13 protein-coding genes are annotated in these 23,014 nt (G+C 66.4%); 4 read left to right on the top strand and 9 right to left on the bottom strand.

Annotated elements, in window-relative coordinates; translation table 11 throughout:
- Window positions 1-110: 110 nt before the first annotated feature.
- Window positions 111-5,501, top strand: coding sequence for an O-linked N-acetylglucosamine transferase family protein (locus B9N93_RS00675; RefSeq protein ID WP_085209945.1), 5,391 nt, complete (start codon window positions 111-113; stop codon window positions 5,499-5,501).
- A 48-nt stretch (window positions 5,502-5,549) separates the two neighbouring features.
- Here the strand turns inward: B9N93_RS00675 and B9N93_RS00670 are convergent, their stop codons facing one another.
- Window positions 5,550-7,751 (bottom strand): primosomal protein N', encoded by a 2,202-nt coding sequence (locus B9N93_RS00670; protein WP_085209943.1) that lies wholly within the window; start codon window positions 7,749-7,751, stop codon window positions 5,550-5,552.
- 351 nt (window positions 7,752-8,102) lie between these two features.
- Here B9N93_RS00670 and B9N93_RS00665 point away from each other — a divergent pair, with 351 nt between their 5' ends.
- On the top strand, window positions 8,103-8,693 hold the full coding sequence (locus B9N93_RS00665) for an HNH endonuclease (RefSeq protein ID WP_085209941.1): 591 nt from the start codon (window positions 8,103-8,105) through the stop codon (window positions 8,691-8,693).
- Window positions 8,694-8,813: 120 nt separating this feature from the next.
- Here B9N93_RS00665 and B9N93_RS00660 read toward each other — a convergent pair whose 3' ends face one another.
- The 8 genes from B9N93_RS00660 to B9N93_RS00625 form a co-directional block, all read right to left on the bottom strand.
- Window positions 8,814-9,134 (bottom strand): DUF5132 domain-containing protein, encoded by a 321-nt coding sequence (locus B9N93_RS00660; RefSeq protein WP_085209939.1) that lies wholly within the window; start codon window positions 9,132-9,134, stop codon window positions 8,814-8,816.
- A 267-nt stretch (window positions 9,135-9,401) separates the two neighbouring features.
- Complete coding sequence (locus tag B9N93_RS00655; protein ID WP_085209937.1) at window positions 9,402-10,118, bottom strand: RDD family protein; 717 nt, start codon at window positions 10,116-10,118, stop codon at window positions 9,402-9,404.
- Between the two features lie 3 nt (window positions 10,119-10,121).
- Window positions 10,122-10,940 (bottom strand): BPSS1780 family membrane protein, encoded by an 819-nt coding sequence (locus tag B9N93_RS00650; protein ID WP_085209935.1) that lies wholly within the window; start codon window positions 10,938-10,940, stop codon window positions 10,122-10,124.
- 49 nt (window positions 10,941-10,989) lie between these two features.
- A complete protein-coding gene (locus B9N93_RS00645; protein ID WP_085209933.1) occupies window positions 10,990-12,300 on the bottom strand; it encodes a DUF58 domain-containing protein in 1,311 nt (436 codons plus the stop codon).
- Window position 12,301: 1 nt separating this feature from the next.
- Window positions 12,302-13,387 carry an AAA family ATPase gene (locus B9N93_RS00640; protein WP_217807244.1) on the bottom strand — a complete coding sequence of 362 codons (1,086 nt, stop codon included), beginning with the start codon at window positions 13,385-13,387 and terminating at the stop codon, window positions 12,302-12,304.
- 16 nt (window positions 13,388-13,403) lie between these two features.
- Window positions 13,404-17,120, bottom strand: coding sequence for a PKD domain-containing protein (locus B9N93_RS00635; protein WP_085209931.1), 3,717 nt, complete (start codon window positions 17,118-17,120; stop codon window positions 13,404-13,406).
- Between the two features lie 208 nt (window positions 17,121-17,328).
- Entirely contained in the window at window positions 17,329-20,415 is a 3,087-nt protein-coding gene (locus B9N93_RS25905) for a Cache 3/Cache 2 fusion domain-containing protein (protein ID WP_085209929.1), read from the bottom strand.
- Between the two features lie 282 nt (window positions 20,416-20,697).
- On the bottom strand, window positions 20,698-21,465 hold the full coding sequence (locus B9N93_RS00625; RefSeq protein WP_085209927.1) for a flagellar brake protein: 768 nt from the start codon (window positions 21,463-21,465) through the stop codon (window positions 20,698-20,700).
- A 111-nt stretch (window positions 21,466-21,576) separates the two neighbouring features.
- Here B9N93_RS00625 and B9N93_RS00620 point away from each other — a divergent pair, with 111 nt between their 5' ends.
- Both B9N93_RS00620 and thiD read left to right on the top strand, forming a co-directional pair.
- Window positions 21,577-22,101 carry an O-acetyl-ADP-ribose deacetylase gene (locus B9N93_RS00620; RefSeq protein WP_085209925.1) on the top strand — a complete coding sequence of 175 codons (525 nt, stop codon included), beginning with the start codon at window positions 21,577-21,579 and terminating at the stop codon, window positions 22,099-22,101.
- 47 nt (window positions 22,102-22,148) lie between these two features.
- On the top strand, window positions 22,149-22,922 hold the full coding sequence (gene thiD, locus B9N93_RS00615) for a bifunctional hydroxymethylpyrimidine kinase/phosphomethylpyrimidine kinase (RefSeq protein ID WP_085209923.1): 774 nt from the start codon (window positions 22,149-22,151) through the stop codon (window positions 22,920-22,922).
- Window positions 22,923-23,014 lie beyond the last annotated feature (92 nt).

Genomic DNA, 23,014 nt, shown 5'->3' with positions numbered 1-23,014 from the left:
ATCCCCCGGCGTTCCAATCCAACCGTCCCCGTCCCGCCAATGTTCGGCCCGCGCCGCGTCGATCCCTATAATGAAGCGCCGAACCACAGCCACCCCGAGCGTGACACCGCATGACCCCTTCCTCCCGGACCGCCGTGCCAGGGAATCCAGTCCCCAGCCCCAGTTATGCCGAAGCTGCCCGCCTTTATTGCGCGGGACGCTGGACCGAAGCCGAGGCGATGGCTCTGGCCCTGCTCGCCGCCAACCCCGGACATTGGGACGCCCGCCATCTCGCCGCCCTCGTCGCCGCCCAGACCGGGCGCGAAGCCGAAGCGGAAGTCGATTTCCGGGCGATCATCCAAACCTTCCCGCAATTCGCCGAAGCCCATAGCAACCTGGCCGGACTCCTGGTCAATTTGGGCCGGAACGCCGAGGCCGAAGCCCTCTACCGGCAAACCCTGGACCTCGATCCCGGCCATGCCAACGCTTGGATCAACCTGGGCAACCTGCTCCTGAAAACGGGCCGGGAGGCGGAAGCCGAAGTCAGCTTCCGGCAGGCCCTGGAACGCAACCCCGGCTTGGCGGCGGCCTATTTGGGCCTGGGTGTGCTGATGCAGCAAAGCCACCGCCTGGACGAGGCCGAAGCCTTGATCCGCCGCGCCTTGGATTTGCAACCCGATTTCCCCGAGGCCCATCACAACCTGGGCCGCTTGCTCACCGAACTGGCCCGGCCCCAGGAAGCCGCGGCCGCCTACCGCCGGGTTTTGGAGCTCAAACCGGGCCATGCCGAGGCCCATAACGGCCTGGGCGTGTTGATGAAACAGATGGGCCGGTTCCAGGAAGCCGAGGCCGAATACCGCGAAGCCCGGCGGCTTGCCCCCCATAATCCGGCGGTGCTCTATAACCTGGCGAGCCTGTTGTCCGGGCGGAACGATGCCTTCGTCGAAACGGTGGAATGCTTCGACGAACTCTTGCGCATCGCCCCGGATCACCGCTACGCCCAGGGCATGGCCGCGCATAGCCGGGCCAAGCTCTGCGATTGGACCGACCACGCCGCCACGCTGGAACGCTTGGCGCGGGGCATCGCGGCGGGCCTGCCCTGCGCCACGCCGTTCTCGCTGATGAACGCCCTCGACGACCCCGAGGCCCAACGCCGTTGCGCGGCGCTGTACGCGCCGCCGCCGTTCCCCGATGCCGGGCACCCCCTGCCGCGCCACCGCCATCCGAAAATCCGCCTCGCCTACATTTCCCCGGATTTCCAGAACCATCCCGTCGCCCACCTCGTCGTCGATTTGATCGAAAGCCACGACCGCGCCCGCTTCGAGGTGGTCGGCGTGTCGCTGGGGCCGAAGGTCCAAGACGCCTTCCGGCAAAGGCTGGAACGGGGCTTCGATGTGTTCATCGACGGCCACGGCGTTTCCGACGCCGACCTGACCCGGCGTCTCCGCGACTTGGAAATCGATATCGCGGTGGATTTGGCCGGCCACACCCGCAACGCCCGGCCCGGCCTGTTCGCCCGCCGCGCCGCGCCGATCCAGGTCAACTACCTGGGCTATCCCGGCACCCTGGGCGTGGATTACATGGATTACCTCTTGGCCGACGCCTTCGTCGTCCCGGAGACGGAAGCGGGCGCCTATGCCGAACGCATCGTCCGGCTCCCCGACAGCTTCCAATGCGCCGCCTACCGCCAGCCCGCCGCGACGACCCCGACCCGCGCCGAACTCGGCCTGCCGGAGACGGGCTTCGTGTTCTGTAGTTTCAACAACACCTATAAAATCCACCCGCCGCAATTCGATCTATGGATGCGGGTGTTGCGGCGGGTCGAGGGCGGCGTCCTCTGGTTGCTCAAACCGCATCCCCAGGTTGAGGACAACCTCCGGTGCGAAGCCCAGGCCCGCCGCGTTGCCCCTGAACGGTTGGTGTTCGGCGGACGCCTGCCGCCGCCGGACTATCTGGCCCGTTACCGCCGCGCCGATCTGTTCCTGGACACGCTGCCCTATAACGCCGGCACCACCGCCAGCGACGCCCTGTGGATGGGCCTGCCGGTGTTGACCCAGGCCGGGCGCTCTTTCGCCGCCCGCATGGGTGGGAGCCTGTTGCGGGCGGCGGGCCTGCCCGAATTGATCGTCCACAACACGGCGGACTACGAAGCCCTGGCCGTGCGGCTCGCCACCGAGCCGGATACCCTGGCCACGCTCAAGGCCAAGCTGGAACGCAACCTCCGGCACCAGCCCTTGTTCGACGTGCCGCGTTCCGCCAGAACCCTCGAAGCCGCCTATACGGCGATGTGGGAACACTGGCAGCGCGGGGCCGCGCCCACCCATCTCGCTATCGAACCCCTACCCACGCCCGACGAATCCACCATGGCCAAACACCAGCCCAAACCCACCCAGGCCGCCCAGATTTATCAAGAAGCGGCCCGCCTCTACCACGCCAACCAATTGGAAGCGGCCCGGACCCGGTTGGCGAAATACCTCACCCTGCGCCCCGACGACCCGGAAGCGCTCAATTTCCAAGCTGTGATCGCCGCCCGTACCCAAGACTACGCGACGGCGGAACAACTCCTGCTCAAGCTGATCGCCGCCCAACCCGCGCACCGGGAAGCCCGCCGCAATCTGGCGATCATCTACCGCGATGGGGGCCGCGCCGCCGATGCGGAAGCCGCCTACCGCCATTTGTTGGAAACCGAACCCGACGAGGTCGGCCACTATCTGTCGCTGGCCCAACTGCTCCGGCACAGGGGCCGCCAACCGGAGGCGCTGGACCTCTACCAACGCGCCCTGGCCTTGAACCCCACCCAACCCGGACAGTTGAACACCATCGGCAACGCCCTGAGCGAAGGCGGACGCCTGGCAGCGGCGGAAGCCGCCTACCGCCAATCCCTGGCGTTCAAGCCCGACAATCCCGAGGCGCTCAACAACCTGGCCGTCACCCTCCGCAAAGCCTTGCGCCCGGACGAGGCCGAAGCCTTTTATCGCCAAGCCCTGGCATTCAAACCGGATTACCCGGAAGCCTGGAACAACCTGGGCAATCTGCTCAAGCAAGAGGGGAAACTGGCGGACGCCGAAGCCGCCTACCGGGAGGCGATCCGGCTCAAGCCGGACTATGCCGAGGCCCATAACACCTTGGGTGCCGTCCTCCGCGAAACCAGGCGCCGGGCGGAAGCCGAGGCCATGCAGCGCCGGGCCATCGCGCTCAAACCGGACGCCGCCACGTTCTACAACGAACTCGGGAATTTGCTGAACGACGGCAACCGCTACGCCGAGGCCGAGGCCGCCTATCTCAAGGCTTTGGAATTGAAGCCGGACTATGCCGAGGTCCATAGCAACCTGGGCGTGCTGTACAAGGTCAGCGTGCGGCTGGAAGAATCGGAAGCCGCTTTCCGCAAGGCGCTGGCGCTCCGGCCGGAATACCCCGACGCCTACAGCAACCTGGGCAACCTGCTCCGCTACATGGGACGCCAGCAAGAGGCCGAAGCCGCCTATCGCCAAGCCCTGGTCCTGGACCCCAACCGCGCCGATATCCACGACAACCTGGGCTCCCTGTATTTTGACAACCGGCTGTGGAACGAAGCTCTGGCCTGTTTCGAGCGCACCCTGGCCCTGAAGCCGGATTACCCGGATTCCGCCGGGATGGCGGTGTTGTGCCGCGACCTCGTCTGCGATTGGCGCGGCCAGGCCGAACTCCACCAGCGGCTCCGGCAGGGCGTACACGCCGGTTATCGCGGCAGCCCGCCCTGGACCTTGCTCAATGTCGGCGGCGATCCGCTGGAACAACGCCTGGGCGCCGAAATCCATGTCCGCGACAAATACCCCGAACAACCCGCGCCGCCGCTGCCGCGCCACCGCCACGACCGCATCCGCATCGCCTATATCTCGCCCGATTGGCGCGATCATCCCGTGGCCCATCTGACCGCCGACCTGCTGGAAAGGCACGACCGGACCCGCTTCGAGATCACCGCCGTCGCCCTGGGCCAACCGGCGGCGGACGCATGGCGGACGCGGGTGGAGCGGGCGGTGGACCGCTTCATCGACGCCCATGGCTATTCCGACCCGGCGCTGGCCCAACAACTCCGCGACCTGGAAATCGATATCGCCGTGGACTTGGCCGGCCATACCCGCAATGCCCGCACCGGCCTCTTCGCCTGCCGCGTCGCGCCGATCCAGGTCAATTATCTCGGCCATCCCGGCACCCTGGGTGCGGGCTATATCGACTACCTCCTGGCCGACGACTTCGTGGTGCCGCCGGGCGACGAGGAGTTCTATGTCGAGCGGGTGGTCCGGCTGCCCGAATGCTTCCAAAGTGCCGCCCTGCGTCCGCTCGACACGCCCACACCCTCCCGTGCCGAACTCGGCCTGCCCGAACGCGGCTTCGTGTTCTGCTGCTTCAACAACACCTACAAAATCCATCCGCCGATCTTCGAGATTTGGATGCGGCTGTTGCGGCAGGTGCCGGACAGCGTGCTATGGCTTTACCAAGCCAATGCCGAAGTGGAAACCAACCTGCGCCGCGAGGCCGAAGCGCGGGGCGTGGACCCGGCGCGGCTGGTGTTCGGGGGCCGGAAGCCCAGGCCGGAATATCTGGCGCGGTTCCGGCAGGCCGATGTGTTCCTCGACACCCTGCCGTACAACGCGGGCACCACCGCCGCCGACGCGCTGTGGATGGGCTTGCCGGTGCTGACCCTGCCGGGCCGCGCCTTCGCCAGCCGCATGGCCGGTAGCCTGTTGCGGGCGGCGGGACTGCCGGAACTCATCGCCGCCACCCCGGAAGCCTATGAAGCCCTGGCCTTGCGCCTCGCCACCCGGCCGGAAGAACTGGCCGCGCTCAAGGCCAAGCTCGAACGCCACCGCGCCACCCAGCCCTTGTTCGATCTGGAGCGCTCGCGTTCGCATTTGGAAGCGGCCTATGTCCGCATGTGGGAAATCTGGCAGGCGGGCGGGGCACCCGAATCTTTCGCCGTTCCGCCCTTGCCGTGGGAAGTCCGGCCCGCCCGGAAGCTGCTGCATATCGGCGGCGATTCCCGGCCCAGCGTATTCTCCGCCCCGGACTGGGAAACGATGCGGCTGGACCGCGCCGACCCGGCGGCGCTGGCCCAGGTGGCGACAGGTTCGCTCGACGCCATCGTCGCGCAACGCTGCCTACAGCGGTTGTATCCGCAGGCGGTGCCGGTGGTATTGGGGGAATTCCGCCGGATGCTGGCGGCGGGGGGCTATGTTTGGGTGGAAGTGCCGGATTTGGGAGCCATCGCGGAATGGATCGCCGGAGACGAATTGGAAGAAGAGATTCCCGCCGCCGCCGCGACCCCACTGGACTTGATCTATGGAGACCGCGCCGCCCCCCACCATACCGGCTTCACCGCCGGGGCGCTGGAACGGGCGCTGCGGGCCGCCGGGTTCGCCGAAGTCGCCGTGGAACAGGTGGGGACATGGGGATTGCGGGCCATCGCCTGCGTGGAACGGCCCGACCCCAGACGGCTGGCGGCGCTACGATCCGGCTTGGGCATGGAGCCGGGCGGGACTTGACCGCCCCGCGCCCCCCGCGTCGGTGCCCACGGCACGGGCGGTTCTCCCTCAATACACATCCACCGGGTCGATATCCATCGACCACTGCACCCGGCACCCGGCCAGTAATGCCGGGACCGCGTCCAACAGCGTTTCCACCACGCCATGCAATTCCCCGCGCCGGGGCGATTGCAGCAACAATTGGGCACGGTGCTTCCCCGCCCGCCGGGCCAAGGGCGCGGGCACCGGACCCAACACCTGCAAGGACGGTGCCCGCATCCGTCCCGCCGATTCCGCCAACCCCGCCAGGAACCGGCCCGGCCTGTCCGCCTCGGCCGATTCGGCCCGCCATAGCGCCTGATAGCCGAACGGCGGCAACCCGGCCGCGGCCCGCTCCGCCGCGCAACCCTCGGCGAAACCGGCGTAGCCCTCGCGGATCAAACTGCATAGCAGGGGATGGCCGGGCTGGCGAGTTTGCAGCAGCACCGAACCCGGCCTGTCCTCGCGCCCGGCCCGCCCCGCCACCTGCATGATCAATTGCGCCGTGCGCTCGCCCGCCCGGTAATCGGTGCTGTGCAGCCCCCCGTCCACATCGACGATGCCCACCAAAGTGACCTTGGGGAAATGATGGCCCTTGGCGAGCATCTGGGTGCCGACCAGGATATCGACCCGGCCCGCTTGGATATCGTCCAGCAATTGCTGCAAGGAACCCTTGCGCCGGGTGCTGTCGCGGTCGATGCGGGCCACGCGGGCTTCGGGGAAGTGTTCTTCCAGGGCGGCCTCGATGCGTTCGGTGCCCAGGCCCAAGGGCCGCAACCCGGTATCGCCACACTTGGCGCAGGCGCGGATCAAGGCTTGTTCGTGGCCGCAATGATGGCAGCGCAGGCGGTCCTCCCCGAAATGGATGACCAGGTTGGCGTCGCAACAGCCGCATTGTGCGACCCAGCCGCAGGCATGGCAGATCAAGGTCGGCGCGAACCCCCGCCGGTTGACGAACAGCAAGACCTGCTCCCGCCTACCCAGGGTTTGGCCGATTTCGGACAAAAGCCGGGGGGACAGGCCTTCCACCAGGCGCTGGCCGCGGATATCCAACAAACGGAACAGCGGCGGGGCCGCGCCCCCGGCCCGTTCCGGCAGGTGTAAATGCTGGTAGCGCCCTTGGCGGACGTTGTGGAGGCTTTCCAGGGACGGCGTGGCGGAACCTAGCACCACCGGGATTTTCAGCAGATGGGCACGCATCACCGCCACGTCCCGCGCCGAGAAACGGAAGCCGTCGTGCTGCTTGAACGAAGCATCGTGTTCCTCGTCCAGCACGATCAAGCCCGGCGCGCGCAGGGGCATGAACACGGCGGAGCGGGTGCCGAGCAGGATCGAAGCCTCGCCGCGCTGCATCGCCAACCAGGCCCGGCGGCGCTCGCCAGCGGCCAGCCCGGAATGATAGACCGCCAAAGGGGCCGGGAACCGGGCGCGGAAGCGGGCTTCCAATTGCGGGGTCAGGCTGATTTCGGGCACCAGCACCATGACCTGTCCGCCCCGCGCCAGCACCTCGCCCGCCAGCCGCAAATACACCTCGGTCTTGCCGCTGCCGGTGACGCCATCCAACAGGAAGGCCCGGAAGCCGCCCAAGGCTTCCAGCACCCGCGCCACGGCGGCGGTTTGGCCGGGATTGAGTTCCAAAGCCGGGGCTGGGGCGGGGAGGGCGGCGGCTACCTGGGCCGCTTGTTCCCGCCACCGCGCCAAGCCCTTGCCGACCAAGGCGTTGGCGGTGTGCTTGCCACCGTCCAGCCCGGCCAGGATCGCGGGCGGCAAACCGCCGGGATGTTCCCACAACAGGCGCAGTAATTCGGCTTGGCGGGGCGAGCGTTTCACCAAGGCAGCGGCCCCGGCGGCGCCGGGACCCTCTGGGCAGAGGACGCGGACGGTTTCCGGCGCGGCGGATTTTCCCTCCCGCAGCAAGGGCGCGAAAGCCAGGGCCAGGGCTTCGCCGATGGGATAATGGTAATAGCGGCTGGCCCAGGTTAAGAGGGCGAGATCGTCCGCCGAGAGTAGGGGTTCGGGGTCCAACACGGCCAGGACCGGCTTGAGCTTGGCGGGATCGAGTTCGGAAGAATCGGCGATTTCCAGCAGCACGCCGATCCGCCGCCGGGGTCCGAACGGCACCTGGACCCTGACGCCGGGCCGCAAGGTGTCGGGATCGGACCCGGCGGGCGGCAGATAGTCGAACACGCTCCGCAATGGAGCCTGGACCGCGATTTTCAGCACCTTGGGCATGTCAAACCCAGGACATAAAAGCCGCCTAGCATACGCCTGGAAACCGCGGCTTGGAGCCGTTCGCAAGGCTGTGGATAACTTTGTGGATTATTGGCGCGGGATCGCGTCGATCCGATGGGATTTCCTGGACGCGCACGCTCCACGGGATTTCGATCCAGCGAAAAAACCCCTTGAAAAGCAAATACCTATGTCCAGGCCAAAACCCAGGGCCGGGCCGACACCCGCAAAGTTTTCCCTCTCCGGCCAAATTGAATACACTGTGCATAAGTCTTTGCTTTTCCGATCTTTTGCAGTGAACCCTAAGCACACATCCCGAATGAAAACCCGCCAGCGCTCAACTATGGAGGAAACATGGAGATTTATCATCTACAGGTGTTGCGAACCGACGCCTCCGGCATGCCCCTGGAATGGATAGGCTACCAGGAGGCGGCGAAACTCTATCACCTGGGGCAGGTCGCCTATAGCTGCGGCACGCACCTCTACACCCTACACGGCGGCATCAACGCCAAGACCGGCAGGCGCAGCATCATCGAGGTCAACTCGATCATCGCCACCTATCATCAGCACGGCAGCGGTTACGGCACCGACCCGAACTACATCCCCCCCCTCAGCAACCCCGCCCTGTTCCGCCGCGACAACAACCTCTGCCTTTATTGCGGCCAGCATTTCGGCCAGGGCGACCTCTCCCGCGACCACATCACCCCCATCAGCCAAGGCGGCGCGGATATCTGGAACAATGTCGTCACCGCCTGCAAGCGCTGCAACAACCACAAGGCCGGCCGCACCCCCGAGCAAGCCGGGATGCAACTCCTGGCGATCCCCTTCGTGCCCACCCACGCCGAGTACATCTACCTACAGGGCCGCCGGGTCTTGAGCGACCAAATGGAATTCCTCAAGGCGCATTTCCCCCGCAAAAGCCCCCTGCATCAACGCCTGCGCTGAATCGGCACCGCTGGAACCAAGGATGGGGCGGAGGGTGGATCGGCCGGAAGGCCGGTAGGAAAGGATGGGGTCCGGCGGGTGCGCGACCGGCCCGATGGGCCGCGCCGCGCGATGGGGGCTTCAGCCCTGGGCTTCTTCGGCGGTTGCCGCGGCCGTCTCCATGGCGTCTTCGATATCCCCGTCTTCTTCGAACACGGCTTCATCGGCGAAGCGTTGCTCGGCCAATTCGGCCCGCACCTCGGCGACCAAATCTTCCAGGGATTCGCTGGCTTCCGCCATCCATTCGCGGCCTTTTTCGAACAAGAGGATGCCGCTCTTCATCGCGCCGCGGGTGACGGGTCGCAAGGCCGGCGTCAGTAGCAGCCCTGCGGCGGCCACGCCCAGGCCAATCGCCACGCCCTTGGTGATATCGCTTTTCAGTATGTTGGTGAGTTTTGCCATGATGCCTCCATGAACTCTTCGTGGAACCGCCCGCGCCCGGCATTCCTTGGGAAATACCGTCCGGGCGGGGAACAACCGGAATCCGCGCCGTACGCTCCCGCCATGGAAAAACCGGACGGGTGGCGCGAATTCCAGGGAAATAAGGCGGAGAGTCGGGGGGTATTATGCCAGCCCCGCCGGGATGGGGGGGAAGTTTGCCCGGTGGTGGCCCTTGGGCCAAGCGCTAAGGTTTACCCGGCCAGTTTACAGGATCATTACAGCCGGGCTTCAATCCCGGCCCCGGACGGCGCGGCCCAGCAGGAAATCGGCGAGGCGGAATAAGCGCGCCCGGCCCGCTTCCGGGGGAAGCCCGGCGGTCAGGGGCGCGGCCAAAGCGGCCAGTTCCAAGGCGCGTTCCGGGGTCAGCAGCGCGGCCCGGCGGCGGTATTCCAACAGCGCCCGCTGTTCTCCGGTGCCGAGGGGAAAAGGGGGCGGTTCCACGCCCTCCACCGCGGCGGCGCCGCCCGGATCGGTTGTTTTCATGCCCCGATACACCACCACCGTCCCGGCCAGGATATCGCCCAGGCGCTTGCCATCGCCATTCAAGCCCATGGTCACCAAGCCCACCGCATAGCCCACCGGGGCGGCGTCCACGAAACGCAGGGCGTTGCGCAGGAAAGCGGCGTCCCAGCCGACCGGGGTGCCGTCGTCGCGCAGCACGGCCAGCCCGCACAGGCGCTTGCCCGGCGTGGCCCCGGCATTGAAGACCTCGAACAACACCGGATACCCCCAAGCCAGCCCGAAATAGGCCAGCAATAACAGCCCCATGCCCATCGAACCCAGCCGCCCCAGCAAGGTGGCCGCGGCCACGAACACGAGGAAACGGATCAAGGCGTCGATGCAAAACGCCCGCGCCCGCGCCGCCGGTCCCGCCAAGCGCAGGACCAATTCGCAGCCTTCGGGCGTCACGACCACGCGGACGGTATCGGGAGGCGGGCGGGTCATCGCTCACTCGGTGAAGATGTTGCGGTAGGCCACATAGGTCGAGGCGATCAACACCGGCCACAACACCAGCCAGCCCAGGCCCAGGGTCAGGACGGCCAGGACCGTCAAGGCCGCGCCGCCCAGGCCATAGGCCAGGAATGGCATGAGGTTCCGCAGGCAGCCCCGGAAGCTGAGGCCCAAGGCCAGCCCCGGCGGCACATCGTGCAAGACGGCCAGGGCCGGGGCGAACCACAGCGCCATCATCACCGGCATCATCAGGGCCGATATCATCAACACGGCGAGCAACAAGCGGACCGGATCGGGCATCATCGCCACCGCTTCGCCGTGGATCAGGATGTTGAATCCCGTCGGCAGCCCCAGGGCGGCGATGAACGAGCCGAACAGGACCGCGGCGCTGGCGGCGCTCCCGGCCAGCCCGATCAAGGCCAAGCTGAGGAAGCGGCGGAGCAAGCCCGCGAACAGGTGTTCGACCCCCAGGCCGTCCCGTTCCTGGGTGAGCGCATGGCAGCCATACATCAGGCCGCCCATGAACAGTGTATTGACCAGCCCCACCACCAGATTCGCCACCAGGCTCTGGCCCAACAGGATCAAGCCGATAATGACCATCCACAGGATCACGATGCCGATCCAGGTGGCGGGTGCCCTGGCGAACAATTCCCAGCCGCCGGCCAACCACCCCAAACCCCGCATGAATTCGAGCGCACGGGGCGTCTCCAGTAATTCGCCCAGACCTTCGAGGCCGGGATCGTCCACCCTGGCCTGGGGCGCTTCGTAGGGATTCTGGGTTTCGTCGGCCTCGGGGGTGGGTTCTGGCGTGCTCATGGAGGGCTCCGGGTTTGAACAAGATATGGCGAAACAGCGATATTACTCCTCATAGCAGACCGCCACGCTTCATCTCCCAATAGCGGTTGACCAGGGCCGTGGGCAATCCGGGCGGGGCCACCTCCAACACCTGGGCACCCTGGGCCTGCAACACCGCCCATTGCCGCCGCCGGGCGCGGCGGTAATCCACGGCGGCGGCATAGCCCAAGGCGGCGTCGAAATCCGCGATGGGCCGGGCCAACACCGCGTCCAGGACGGTTTCCCGCAAATTGGCGACCAGCACAGGATGCCGCCGTCCCAACAGGCGCAAGGCCGGGACCAGGGTGGACTCGTCCTCGTCGCGCAGATTGGTGAGCAGGATGATCAGCGCCCGCCGTTCCAGCCGCTCGGCCAAGGATTGGGCCGCCCTCAAATAATCCGGGGTGCGCGGCGTGGGTTGCAGGTCGTAGGTGGCGTCCAGCAGGTGTTGGACGGTGCCCAGCGATTTGCGCGGGGCCAGGAAACGCGGCTGGGCATGGGCGAAGGTGGCGAGGCCCACCCCGTCGCCCTGGCGCAGGGCCACATAGGCCAGCAACAGCAAGGCGTTCAGGGTATGGTCGAAATGGGACAGCACCCCGTCCCGCGCCCGCATGCGCTGGCCGCAATCCAACAGGAACACCAGCCGTTGGTCGCGCTCGTCCTGGTATTCGCGGACGATGGGCTTGCGGTACTTGGCCGTGGCTTTCCAATCGATGCTACGCAGGGCATCGTCGCGGCGGTACTCGCGCAGTTGCTGGAAATCCGAGCCTTCGCCGCGCCGCCGCCGCCGCAATACGCCCAGTTGCGACAGCCGGTTGTCGGTCGCCAGCAAGGTGTATTCGGCGATCTGGGCGAAATTGGGATAGACCCGCACCGTCTGGGTTTCCCCCGCCCGGTGCTGGGTCAGCCACAAGCGCAAGGGCGACAACAGCCGCAATTCGACCGCGCCGAAGCGATGCTCGCCGCGCTCGGTGGGCGTGAGCCGATAATGGACCTGGGTCCATTCCCCATCCCGCACCCGGAACGCCTGGGCTTGGGCCGCGGCGGCGAACGCCAGGGGCGGGCGGTCGAACACCCAGCCCGCGCCATCCCCGCCGGTCAGGCGCAAGCCGATGGTTTGCGCCACGCCCAAAGGCCAGACAGCCCGGACCTCGCGCCGCACCGTCGGCGGTTTGCCGAAACGCAACGCCAGCCCGGCATCGGCCAAGGCCACGCCCAGCAGGACCGCCCCGCCCCATTGCCAAACCGGCAACAGCCCAGGCCACACCACCGCCAACACCGCGCTGCCGAACCAGCCCGCCAGGGCGACGAGCAAGGGCCGGTGCGGCAATAACCCCGCCATCCTACAGCCGGGGCGCGGGCACATATTCCAACAAGGCCCGCAGCACATCGTCGGCGGTCAGTCCCTCGATATCCGCTTCCGGCGCGGGCATCACCCGGTGCCGCAACGCGGGCAGGGCCACGGCCTTGATATCGTCCGGGGTGGCATAACCGCATCCGGCCAATACCGCCCGCGCCCGGCCCGCCCGCACCAGGGCGATGCCGCCGCGCGGCCCGGACCCCAGCGCCAAGCGCGGATCGTCGCGGGTAGCGCGGACGATGGCGACGGCGTAGGCCAGCACCCGCTCGTCCACCGCCACCGCCGCCGCCGCCCGTTGCAAACCCAGCACCTGCTCGGGCGTCAACACCGTGGCGACCGCGTCTACGTCCAGGTCGCCGCCGGTGCGACCTTGGGTGACTTGGCGGGTGAGGCGTAATTCATCTTCCAGGCTGGGGTAGTCGATGCGGATTTTGAGCAGGAAGCGGTCCAATTGCGCTTCGGGCAGGGGATAGGTGCCTTCCTGCTCGATGGGATTCTGGGTCGCCAGCACCATGAAGGGCCGGGGCAGGGGCAGGGCCGTGCCGTCCAGGGTCACTTGGTTTTCCTGCATGACTTCCAACAGGGCGGCCTGGGTCTTGGCCGGGGCGCGGTTGATCTCGTCGGCCAGCAGCCAATGGGCGAACACCGGACCCCGGCGGGTGATGAACTGGCCGCTCGCCATATCGAAGAAGGTATGGCCCACCACATCCGAGGGCATCAGGTCGGGCGTGAATTGGATGCGCCCGAATTGCCCGGCGCAAGCTCGCGCCAGCGCCTTGACCAGCAGGGTTTTGCCCAGGCCGGGGACGCCCTCCAACAACACATGCGCTCCCGAAACCAAGCCGATCAGGACTTCGTCGATCAGGTCGGCTTGGCCGATCAGGGCTTTGGAGAGTTCGGCGCGGAGGGTTTGGAGCAGGGTGGCGGCTTGGGATTCGGCGGATGGAGGATTATTCATAGGATGGCAGGGATTGGGATGGGCGATATGGAGGCGCCGGGGCGGGGTTTCCGGGGTGGAACCCGCCGTATCCGCCCGCCAACGCGCACGGCGGGCATGGTTTCCGGCCATGCCCGCGGATTATCCCTCAGCGCGATACCGTGAAAGAACCGTCGGTTTCGTCGCAACGCGGACCGCTGAGTGGTAGCCTGGCCGGGGCGCACAGCCGCAGCCGCACCGCCGCGCCCGCCTGGGCCTTGGTGACTTTCCAGGTATAGCGGCCCGTGTTCTTGGGCGTGGCGAGCTTGGTCCATTTCACCCCGTTCTTGGACAAGGACAGCGTCAGTTTGACCGAACCCGCGATGCCGTTCGATTGCCAAGTCACCGCCTGCTTTTGCTTGGCCCTCAGGTTGTCGCCGGGTTGGGGGCTGAGCAGGCGCAGGGGCGGCGGCGGGGCGACCGTCACCGTGACGGCATCGGTGGCGCTCTGGGCGGCACCATCATCGACCACCAAGCCGAAGCTATAGGTGCCGGGTTCATTCGGTACGAAGCTGGGGTGGGCGGTCTCGGACCCGTTCAGGACAATGCCCGTGGGCACCAGCCAATGATAAGCCAAGGGACCGGGCGCGTGGTCGGGATCGGCGCTGGCGCTGCCGTCCAGGGTGACGGTGGCTCCGGTCTCGGCGCCGATATCGGGACCGGCGTTCGCCACCGGGGTTTGGTTGGTGACGACGACGATCACCTTGTCGAAGTTTTGCAGGTTGCCATCGGTGACGATCAGGCCGAACTCATAGCTGCCGGGCTGGGTGGGCGTGAAGCTGGGATGGGCGGTATCGGCCCCGCTCAGCGCGAGTCCCGAGCCTTGCGGTGCCTGCCATTGGTATTGCAGCGGACCCGGCACGTTGTCGGGATCGCGGCTCTGGCTGCCGTCCAAAATCACGGTCGAACCCAAGAGCACGGATTGGTCCGGCCCGGCGTTGGCGACCGGGGCGGCGTTGGTCACGCTGATCTTCACCGTGTCGAAATTCTTCTGGTTGCCATCGTCGATGGTTAAGCCGAACTCGAAAGCGCCGGTCTTGTCGGCCTTGAAGCTGGGGTGGGCGGTATCGGCCCCGGTCAGGGCGATATTCGAGCCGGGCGGGGCTTCCCACAGGTATTTGAGCGGATTCGGCGCGTTATCGGGATCGCGGCTCTGGCTGCCGTCCAAGGTCACGGTCGAACCCAGCGGGACACTCCGGTCCGGTCCGGCGTTCGCCACCGGGGCGGCGTTGGTCACGGTGATGGTGACGGTGTCGGAGCTTTTATAAGCCGCGACGCCATCGCTCACGGTCAGGCGGAAGCCATAGGTGCCCAGTTGCGCCGGTTTGAAACTGGGATGGGCGGTGTTGGCCCCGCTGAGGACCACGCCGTTGGGCGCGTCCCAGGCGTAGCTGAGCGGGCTGGGACCGTTGTCGGGATCGCGGCTCTGGCCGCCATCCAGGGTCACGGTCGAACCCAGGACCACACTGCGGTCCGGCCCGGCGTTGGCGGTCGGCGCTTGGTCGGATTCCCGGATCGTCACGTTCACCATGTCCACCGCGCTATCCAAGGCCCCGTCGTTGACCTTGAGATGGAAAGCGTAACTACCCGCCACCTGGGTGGCGAAGCTGGGCTGGGCCACGGGGTCCAGCTTGATCGCAATCGGTCCCGCGTCTTGTTGCCAGAGATAGACCAGGGACTTCGGGCCATTATCGGGGTCGTGGCTGGCAGCGCCGTCCAGCGTGACCGGCTTGTCCACCACGCCTTGCTGATCCGGCCCGGCATCAGCGATGGGGGCTTGGTTGGGCGGGATCACTTTGATGGCGACCGTGGCGGCGGCGCTGGTCGCCTGGGTGTCGTCCACCTTGAGCGCGAATACATAGGTGCCGGTGGCGGTCGGGGTGAAGCTGGGATGGGCGGTGTTGGCGGCGGCCAAGGGCGCGTTGGGACCGGACTGCTGTATCCATTGATAATGCAGGTTGGCCGGGCTATGGTCGGGATCGAGGCTATGGCTGCCGTCCAACGTGACCAGGGTATTGACGGTGGCGGTCTGGGCGGGACCGGCGTCCGCCACCGGGGTTTGGTTGGCAGCGCTGGAAAACACCCACACGGCCTTGACCGGACCCCATTCCAGCGGTTGGCCGCTCAAGCTGCCGCGCCCCGCCAAGACCAGGGCACCGGGGGCCGCGCCGGTGAACGTAAAACCGGGTCCGGCCTCGGCGGTGGCGACGGCGACCGGCTCCAGCGCTTCCACATCTTCGAGCGCCACCGCGTCGATATACCACCCCACGGCGTCGCCGCTGGACGGCGTGGTGAAGGCACCGGCTCCCGGCGCGACCAGATCGTAGCGGAAGCGGAGGCGGAGCGGGCGTCCGGCGAGGCTATCCAGGTCGATGCTGCGCGGGCTGAAACCATTCTCGACCGGGACGCTGCCGTCCTGCTGCCCGGCCTGGGCGTAGAGATCGTGCCAAGCCTGCCCGCCGTCCAGCGAATATTGCACTTTCGCCACCTCGAACGCGCTGGCCCGGCCCAAACGGCTTTGGAAATTCAACTTGGCCGCAGCACCGGGCAGGAACAGCTTCTTCAGGGTCAGGGTTTGGGCCTCGGGGCGGAAATGGCGCAGGACGTAGGCATGGCTACCCTCGGCGGCGAATTCGCCGGTGACGGGGTTGTAGCCGACGGTGGTCTGGGCCAGCATGTCCGGGTCCACCCCCGACTCGGCGCTTTGCACCGTGGCGTAGGGATTGGGCGGTGCTTGCAGCCATTCATAGCCGTCGGCCCCCGGCACGGAACCCAAGATATCGTAGACCGCGGCTTGCCCCGCGACCGGATGTTCCGGGCCGCTGACATCGGCCAGCACGGTGTCGGTGCCATAACCGGCGGGGTCGAACAGGGTCATGCTATAGGTGAAGGGCGGTAACTCCGCGCCGTCGAGCTTGACCTTCTCCACCGTGACATCGAAACGGATATCGCTGGCCGGGGCGGGCGTGGGATCGCCGATGGCCGGATCGCTGGGTTTGAACACCAGGGTGTTTTCGCCGCTGCCGCTGGCCACGCTCTCCTGGGAGACCGGCAGTTTGACGCCATCGCGGACCACGCTGGCCTGGGCTTGGCTGAAATCCGCTTTCGGGTAGGACAAGGACCAGCGCGGGAACATCAAGGGATAAGGGATGAATCCCGGCGGGGGCCAGGCTACGAAATCATGGCGGGTGGCGGGGCGCGGGTCGCCGAAATGGCCGTCCTGTACCCAGACGGCGTTGGCGGATTCGTGGGCCGAGGTGCCATCCCCGGCCACATCGCCCACGCCCATGGCCTGGGTCTGGGGATAGAGCAACCAGCGGCGGTGGCCCACGGCGGCGTTGTTGCCGCCCTGGTCCTGCATCTGCCCGAATACGGCGGCGGGTCCGGCATGGCCCAGGCTCAGGTTGGATTTGGCCGCCGCCTCAGTCCCGGTGGTGGTCAGGCAGGGCCAGGGCGCGGCGGGGGTATGGCTGAGGGCGTTCTTGGCGCTCATCATCAAGGCCGCTTGCTGGGCCTGGGCGCTGAAGGCGTCGTCGAGGACGATGCTGGCCGGCACCCCGGCCAGGGCGCGGAACAGGTTGATACGCAACAGGCTGGCGGCTTGGAATTCCGCGCTGGTGGTGCCCGCTTGGCAACCGGCTATCGAACCGCCGGTCCAGCCCATCGCCACATCCTCGGAAGCGAAGAACAGGGCGTTGAAGAAATTCCGGGTTTCTTCGCGGTGGCTGGTCTCGACCGTGAGCGGTGGGGTGGCCGCGCCAGCGGCATTGTAAAGTAGGGAGAACGACCAAAGCACGGGCGCGATACGGGCGCGGATAGGTTGCATAGGGGCACCGGGAGCAGGGTTGGAAACGACAGTGGGCGGGTTGGCGGACCTGGTTATTGTATTGTCCGGGTGAAGCGCAAGCTACTTCCATGGGGACAATGGCGCTGGAATTGTCGCATTGCCACGGAAGCAGCGCCACACCGGCGGACGGCGAACAGACGGGATGTAGGCTGGAAAAGACCGGCGGGCCGTGGTCCCGCCGTCGTCCTCAGGACAGCTTGAAATGGCTGATGGCCCCGACCAAGCCCTGGACCTGCTCCTCCAGGCTTTCCGAAGCGGCGGCGGCTTCCTCCACCAAGGCCGCGTTCTTCTGGGTGGTTTCCTCCATGTGCAGGACGGCCTGGGCCACCTGGGCGATTCCCGAACTTTGCTCCGCGCTGGCCGTGCTGATGTCGCCGACCCAGTTCGCCACCCGCTGGAAACCCGCCATGATCTCGTCCATGTTGGACCCCGATTCCGCCACCCAACGCGTCCCTTCCTCGACCTTCTCCACCGAGGCTTCGATCAACGCCTTGATTTCCTTGGCCGCGCTGGCCGAACGGTGGGCGAGGCCGCGGATTTCCCCGGCGACCACGGCGAAACCCCGGCCCTGTTCCCCGGCGCGGGCCGCCTCGACCGCCGCGTTCAGGGCCAGGATATTGGTCTGGAAGGCGATGCCATCGATGACGGCGATGATATCGGTGATTTGCTTCGAACTATCGCGGATGCGGTCCATGGTATCCACCACCCGCTTGACCAATTCCCCGCCGCGCCGGGCAATGGCGTTGCTGGATTCCGCCAGCTCGCTGGCCTTGCGGGCGTGTTCGGCGTTCTGCTGGACGGTGGCGCTGAGTTGTTCCATCGAACTGGCGGTCTGTTCCAGGTTGGCGGCTTGTTGCTCGGTGCGGCGCGAGAGGTCGAGGTTGCCGGCCGCGATTTCCTTGGCGGCGGTGTCGATAGCCTCGGCACCGTCCTTGATCTGGGCGACCACGCCGCGCAATTGGGCGATGGTGGCGTTGATATCGTCGCTCAATTGCCCGAACACGCCGCGATAATCCGCTTCCATGGTCCGGCTCAGGTCGCCGTGGGCGATGCGGGACAGGATGTCCGAGGTTTCCGCCAGCGCCCTTTGGGTGCCGTCGAGCAGGCGGTTGATGCCCTGCGCCAGGGTGAGGAAAAAGCCTTCCTTGCCGTCCGGGGCGATGCGCCGGTCGAAATCGCCGAATCCGGCATATTCGACGATGGTGGAAATCTCCCGCTCCGCCCGCAACGGGTCGGTAATATCCTGCCATTCGCCCACCGAACCCAAGCGCTCGCCGTCCCCATCGAACACCGGGCTGGTGAAGACCCGGAAAGTGCGGTCGCCGATGTCCAGGACCCGTTCCTCGCCGGTGCGCAACGCGGCCAGCCGCGCCAAAGCCCCGTCCGGGTCGGGGTACAGCACCCCGATGCTGCCGCCCACGAAGCGCTCGATATCGAAACCGGGATTCTGGGCCCGCAAGACGGGTTCGATCCGCCTCAAGACCGCCAGCAAGGCCGGATTGGCGTAGATCACCTCGCCGTCCGGTTGGGCGATGCGCACCGGGGTGCTGACGCTGTCCAGGGCCATCTTGACCCGGGCCATTTCGTCCGCCCGCCGCTTGGCCTCGGACACCTCGAAGCCCAGCCGGATTTGCATGGTTTCCAAGCCCTGGAGCACCTGGGCGATTTCGTCGCGGCCGCCCAGGTCCAGGCGGGTGTCGTATTTCCCGGCGGACAGCGCCCGGAAGGCCGGCAACACCTCGGCCTGCAAGGGCCGGATGACCGAGCGCCGCACCAAGCCGTAGAGGATGCCGATCAGCAACAACATCATCGCCACCCCGCCCAGGATCACGTAAAGGCCGATCCGGGTGGACAAGGACTCGAACTCCTCGCTGAAGGTGCCGCCCGCCACCACCCATCGGGTTTCCGGCAAGGTGTCGAACACCACCACTTTCTCGCGCGGCTTGGTGTCGCCCAGTTCCTTGTTCATCCAGGGATAGCGGATGCTGCCTTGCTTGCGTTCGAGGATGTCGCGGATGAATTCGCGGCCCGAGCTGTCCTTGGCATCGGCGATGTTGGTGCCTTCCTTGCCGGGATGGACCAGGAGCTTGCCGTAATCGGGACCGGGATTGGCGTCCAGCACGTAGTAATAGCCGGTCTGGCCGATCTTGATCGCGTTGATGCGCTGTTTGAGGTCGGCCAGTTCCGCCGCCAAATCGATCCCGACGAAGCTCAGCCCCACCACCTTGCCGGAACCGTCCCGCAGCGGGGTATAGCTGGTGTAGTACTCCTTGCCGAACAAGGTCGCCCGGCCGCTGTAGGCCCGGCCTTGGCTGACGCTGGCATAGGCGGGATGCTGTTGGCCCAGCAAGGTATCGACGGCCCGCCTGCCGTCCTCGCGCCTGAGCGAGGTGGCGACCCGCACGAAATCATCGCCCTTGGCGGCGAACAGGGTGGCGACCGTCCCGGTACCCTGGCTGAAGCGGTCCAGCGCCGCGTGGTCGCCGTTGAGGGCCGGTCCTTTGCCTAGTAACAACTGGGGGTTGTCCGGCGTGCCGCCCAATGCGAAGCCATCGGGGAACAGCGTGTCCAGGGCGTGGTTGAGCAGGGTGGCTTTGTTGCGCATGGATTCCAGGCGCAACTCGAAAATATCGCGGATCAACCCGACATTGGTTTTAAGCCCGGCCTCGCCGTTGCGGTCGAGGGTGTCGCCCACTTCGCCGTTGAGGATGGGCACGCCCAGCGCCATCACCAAGGCCATGGCGGCAAGGCAGCCCAGGATCAGCTTGGCCGACACCGAAAGCCGTCCCCAAGCCTCCCGTCCGCGTCCGCGCCAGCCCGCGTCCACCACCCGGCCATGGACCACGCGCCACCGGCCCGCCGCCTGGCCCCGCAGCTCGCGATAGGCGGTTTCGGCGTTCCGGATGGCGGCCAAGGGGGCTTTGCGGCTCACGCCCATATAGCCGGCGATGGTCCCGTCTTCCCAGATCGGGGAGATATGGGCCTCAACCCAGTAGAAATCCCCGTTTTTACAGCGGTTCTTCACATACCCGGTCCAAGGTCGCCCGGTCCGCAAATCCCGCCACAGGTCGGCGAACACCGCGCCCGGCATGTCCGGGTGGCGGACCACGCTATGGGGCAGGCCCAGGAGTTCGGCTTCCGGAAAACCGCTGATCCTCGCGAAGGCGGGGTTGACGTAGGTGATCCGCCCTTGGGGGTCGGTCTTGGCCACCAAGGCCGCGCCATCCGGCGGTATGACTTCTTGTGGCGGGTTATGACTGCTCTTTTGTTGCATGGCGTCTCTTCACCGATGTTGGCCCGGTCCCAAATCCACTGGCCGGGTTGTTCGGCCAGATGGTCTCTTAGGCTAAGCATAATAGTGAATGGACGATTTTTTTCGTTAAAACCGATATAAACGCTGAAATGGAAGTGACGCTGGTGCAAGGGGCCGTAGGCTTTCCCGGCTAAACCCAAGGCGGTTTCCGGACATGGATAGCCCTGGAGGGCCGAGCGTAGGCGGTGCATCGTTCGGGGGCGATGCGCTTTGTAAGCCGGCGCATCCTATCCTGGAAATTCCCTAAGCGCCCTTGAGGATGGCCGCGACCGCGTCCAGGAACTCGGCACCGGGGGAAACGAAGCCGCAATCGATGCGGATGGCCTTGTCGCCGATGCGCTTGACCTGGTTCACCCGCGCCGTGCAAGGGTATTGGCGGGTGCCGAGGCCGATGGAGCAGGCTTTGAGCGTATCGCCCTTGCGGACATAGGGTAGGGTTTGGTCTTCGGACGAGAGCAGGACGCCCATGCCCTGGACGCTGAGGTCGTCGATCAGCGCCCGGTAGCTCTTGGCCGGCTCGAAGAAACGCAGATAGGCGTGGATATTGCGCTGGCGGTCGATCCTGATCTGGCGCGGCTTCTGGTTCTTGGGGTAATACACCCGGCCCGGCAGGTTGATGATGTAATAGGACTGTCCGCCTTCTTCCTGGACGGCGATGATTTCGGTGGGAAAGGTCAGGATATTGTTGTAAATATCGGTGATCACCTTGAACCGGCCCGCCGCCCTGAGACGTTGGTCGTCCTCGGGATCGTCCGGGGTGTGGAGGGCGGCGCGTTCGGTGCCGACCTTATAGAGATAAGTGGTTATCCTCTGCGCCTGGTCGTCCTCGGACTCGATGCCGCCGCCGTCCAATTGTAGGAAGAGCGCCGTCCTTTGGTGGGCCAAATCGTTGAGGAACGAGGCGATACGCACCGGATCGGTGATGAAATTGGGGTTCCAGCTACCGCGCTCGGCCGGTTTTTTCTGGGCGGGCGGTTTGGATTCCAAAAGACCCCTGAGTTTGTCCAACATAAGGCTAGGCTCCGGGAAATGGGCGCTACGCCCAAAGGCTACCGCGGCGGTGCGTGCTGTCAAGTCGCAGCCCGCCGATCCCAAGGCCTACAGCCCATACGAGGAGCGATCATGAACAAGCTGGAAACCATCCAGGCCGATATTACCCAACTCGCCGTCGATGCCATCGTCAATGCCGCCAATAGCAGCCTCCTGGGCGGGAGCGGGGTGGATGGGGCGATCCACCGCGCGGCGGGACCGGGCCTGTTGGAAGAATGCCGCCGCCTGAATGGCTGCCCGACCGGACAGGCCAAACTCACCGGGGGCCACAAACTGCCCGCCCGCCATGTCATCCACACCGTCGGCCCGGTCTGGCGGGGCGGCCAGCAAGGGGAACCGGAATTGTTGGCGTCCTGTTACCGCGAATCCATGCGGCTGGCGGCGCGGCATGGTTTGGCGAGCGTGGCGTTTCCCGCCATTGCCTGCGGGGCCTATGGCTATCCGGTGGAACAGGCGGCGCGGGTCGCCGTCGCCACCCTGCGTCAAAGTCTCGCCGAATACCCGGCCATCGAAAAAGTCTGGTTGGTGTGCTTTGGTGAGGCCGTGCTGGACGCCTACCGCGCCGCCCTGGCCGAAGCCCCCGGCGTTGCGGGCTAGGGCGGCCTTGGGCACAATCGCCGCCCCTTCCTCATCCGGTATCCCCAATGAATCATCCGCCCCCGGTCGTCCTCAACCTGTCCGGCCACGATCCCACCGGCGGGGCCGGCATCCAGGCCGATATCGAAACCCAGCGCCGCCTAGGCTGCCATCCTTGCACCGTCATCACCGCCCTTACCGCCCAGGACACCCACAATGTGCTGCGGGTGCTGCCCCAAGCCCCGGAGGCTTTCCTGGAACAGGCCCAACTGGTGCTGGCCGATCTGCCGGTCGCCGCCATCAAGATCGGGCTGTTGGGCAGTGTGGAGATCGCCTGGGCGGTGGAAGAAATATTGAAGCTGGCGGGACCGGGGATTCCGGTGGTGCTGGACCCCATCCTGGCGGCGGGCGGTGGCCAGGATTTGGCCGGCGATGGCTTGATCGAGGCGGTACGGACCCGTCTGCTGCCCCATTGCACATTGACGACCCCGAACACCCCGGAAGCCCGGCGGCTGACCGGCCTCGACGAGGCCGGGGCGCAGGCCCGCGCCCTGTTGGATTTGGGCTGCCGGAACGTGCTGTTGACCGGCGGGCACGAGGACGGACCCGAGTTGGTGAACCGCTGGTATAGTGCCCAGGGTATCACCGGCTACCGCTGGCCGCGCCTGCCCGGCACCTATCATGGCTCGGGCTGTACCCTGGCGGCGGCCAGCGCGGCGGGCTTGGCGCGGGGCTGGACGATGGAAGCCGCCCTGCGCGAGGCCCAGGGTTTTACTTGGCTGGCCTTGAGCCGGGGATTCCGGCCCGGTGGCGGGCAGTGGTTGCCGTGGCGGGGGAAATGAAGGCTGGGGGGTTGGATTAGGTGGCGCTCGCCTAGCTAATCCTTGGGCGATACATCTTTTATAAAACCAGGTGCGTCACAATGGCGGGATGA

Source organism: Methylomagnum ishizawai (genome assembly GCF_900155475.1).
In the GTDB taxonomy this organism is placed as follows: Bacteria; Pseudomonadota; Gammaproteobacteria; order Methylococcales; family Methylococcaceae; genus Methylomagnum; species Methylomagnum ishizawai_A.
Note: the sequence above shows the minus strand (reverse complement) of the source record. Positions and strands in the feature narration are given on the sequence as shown.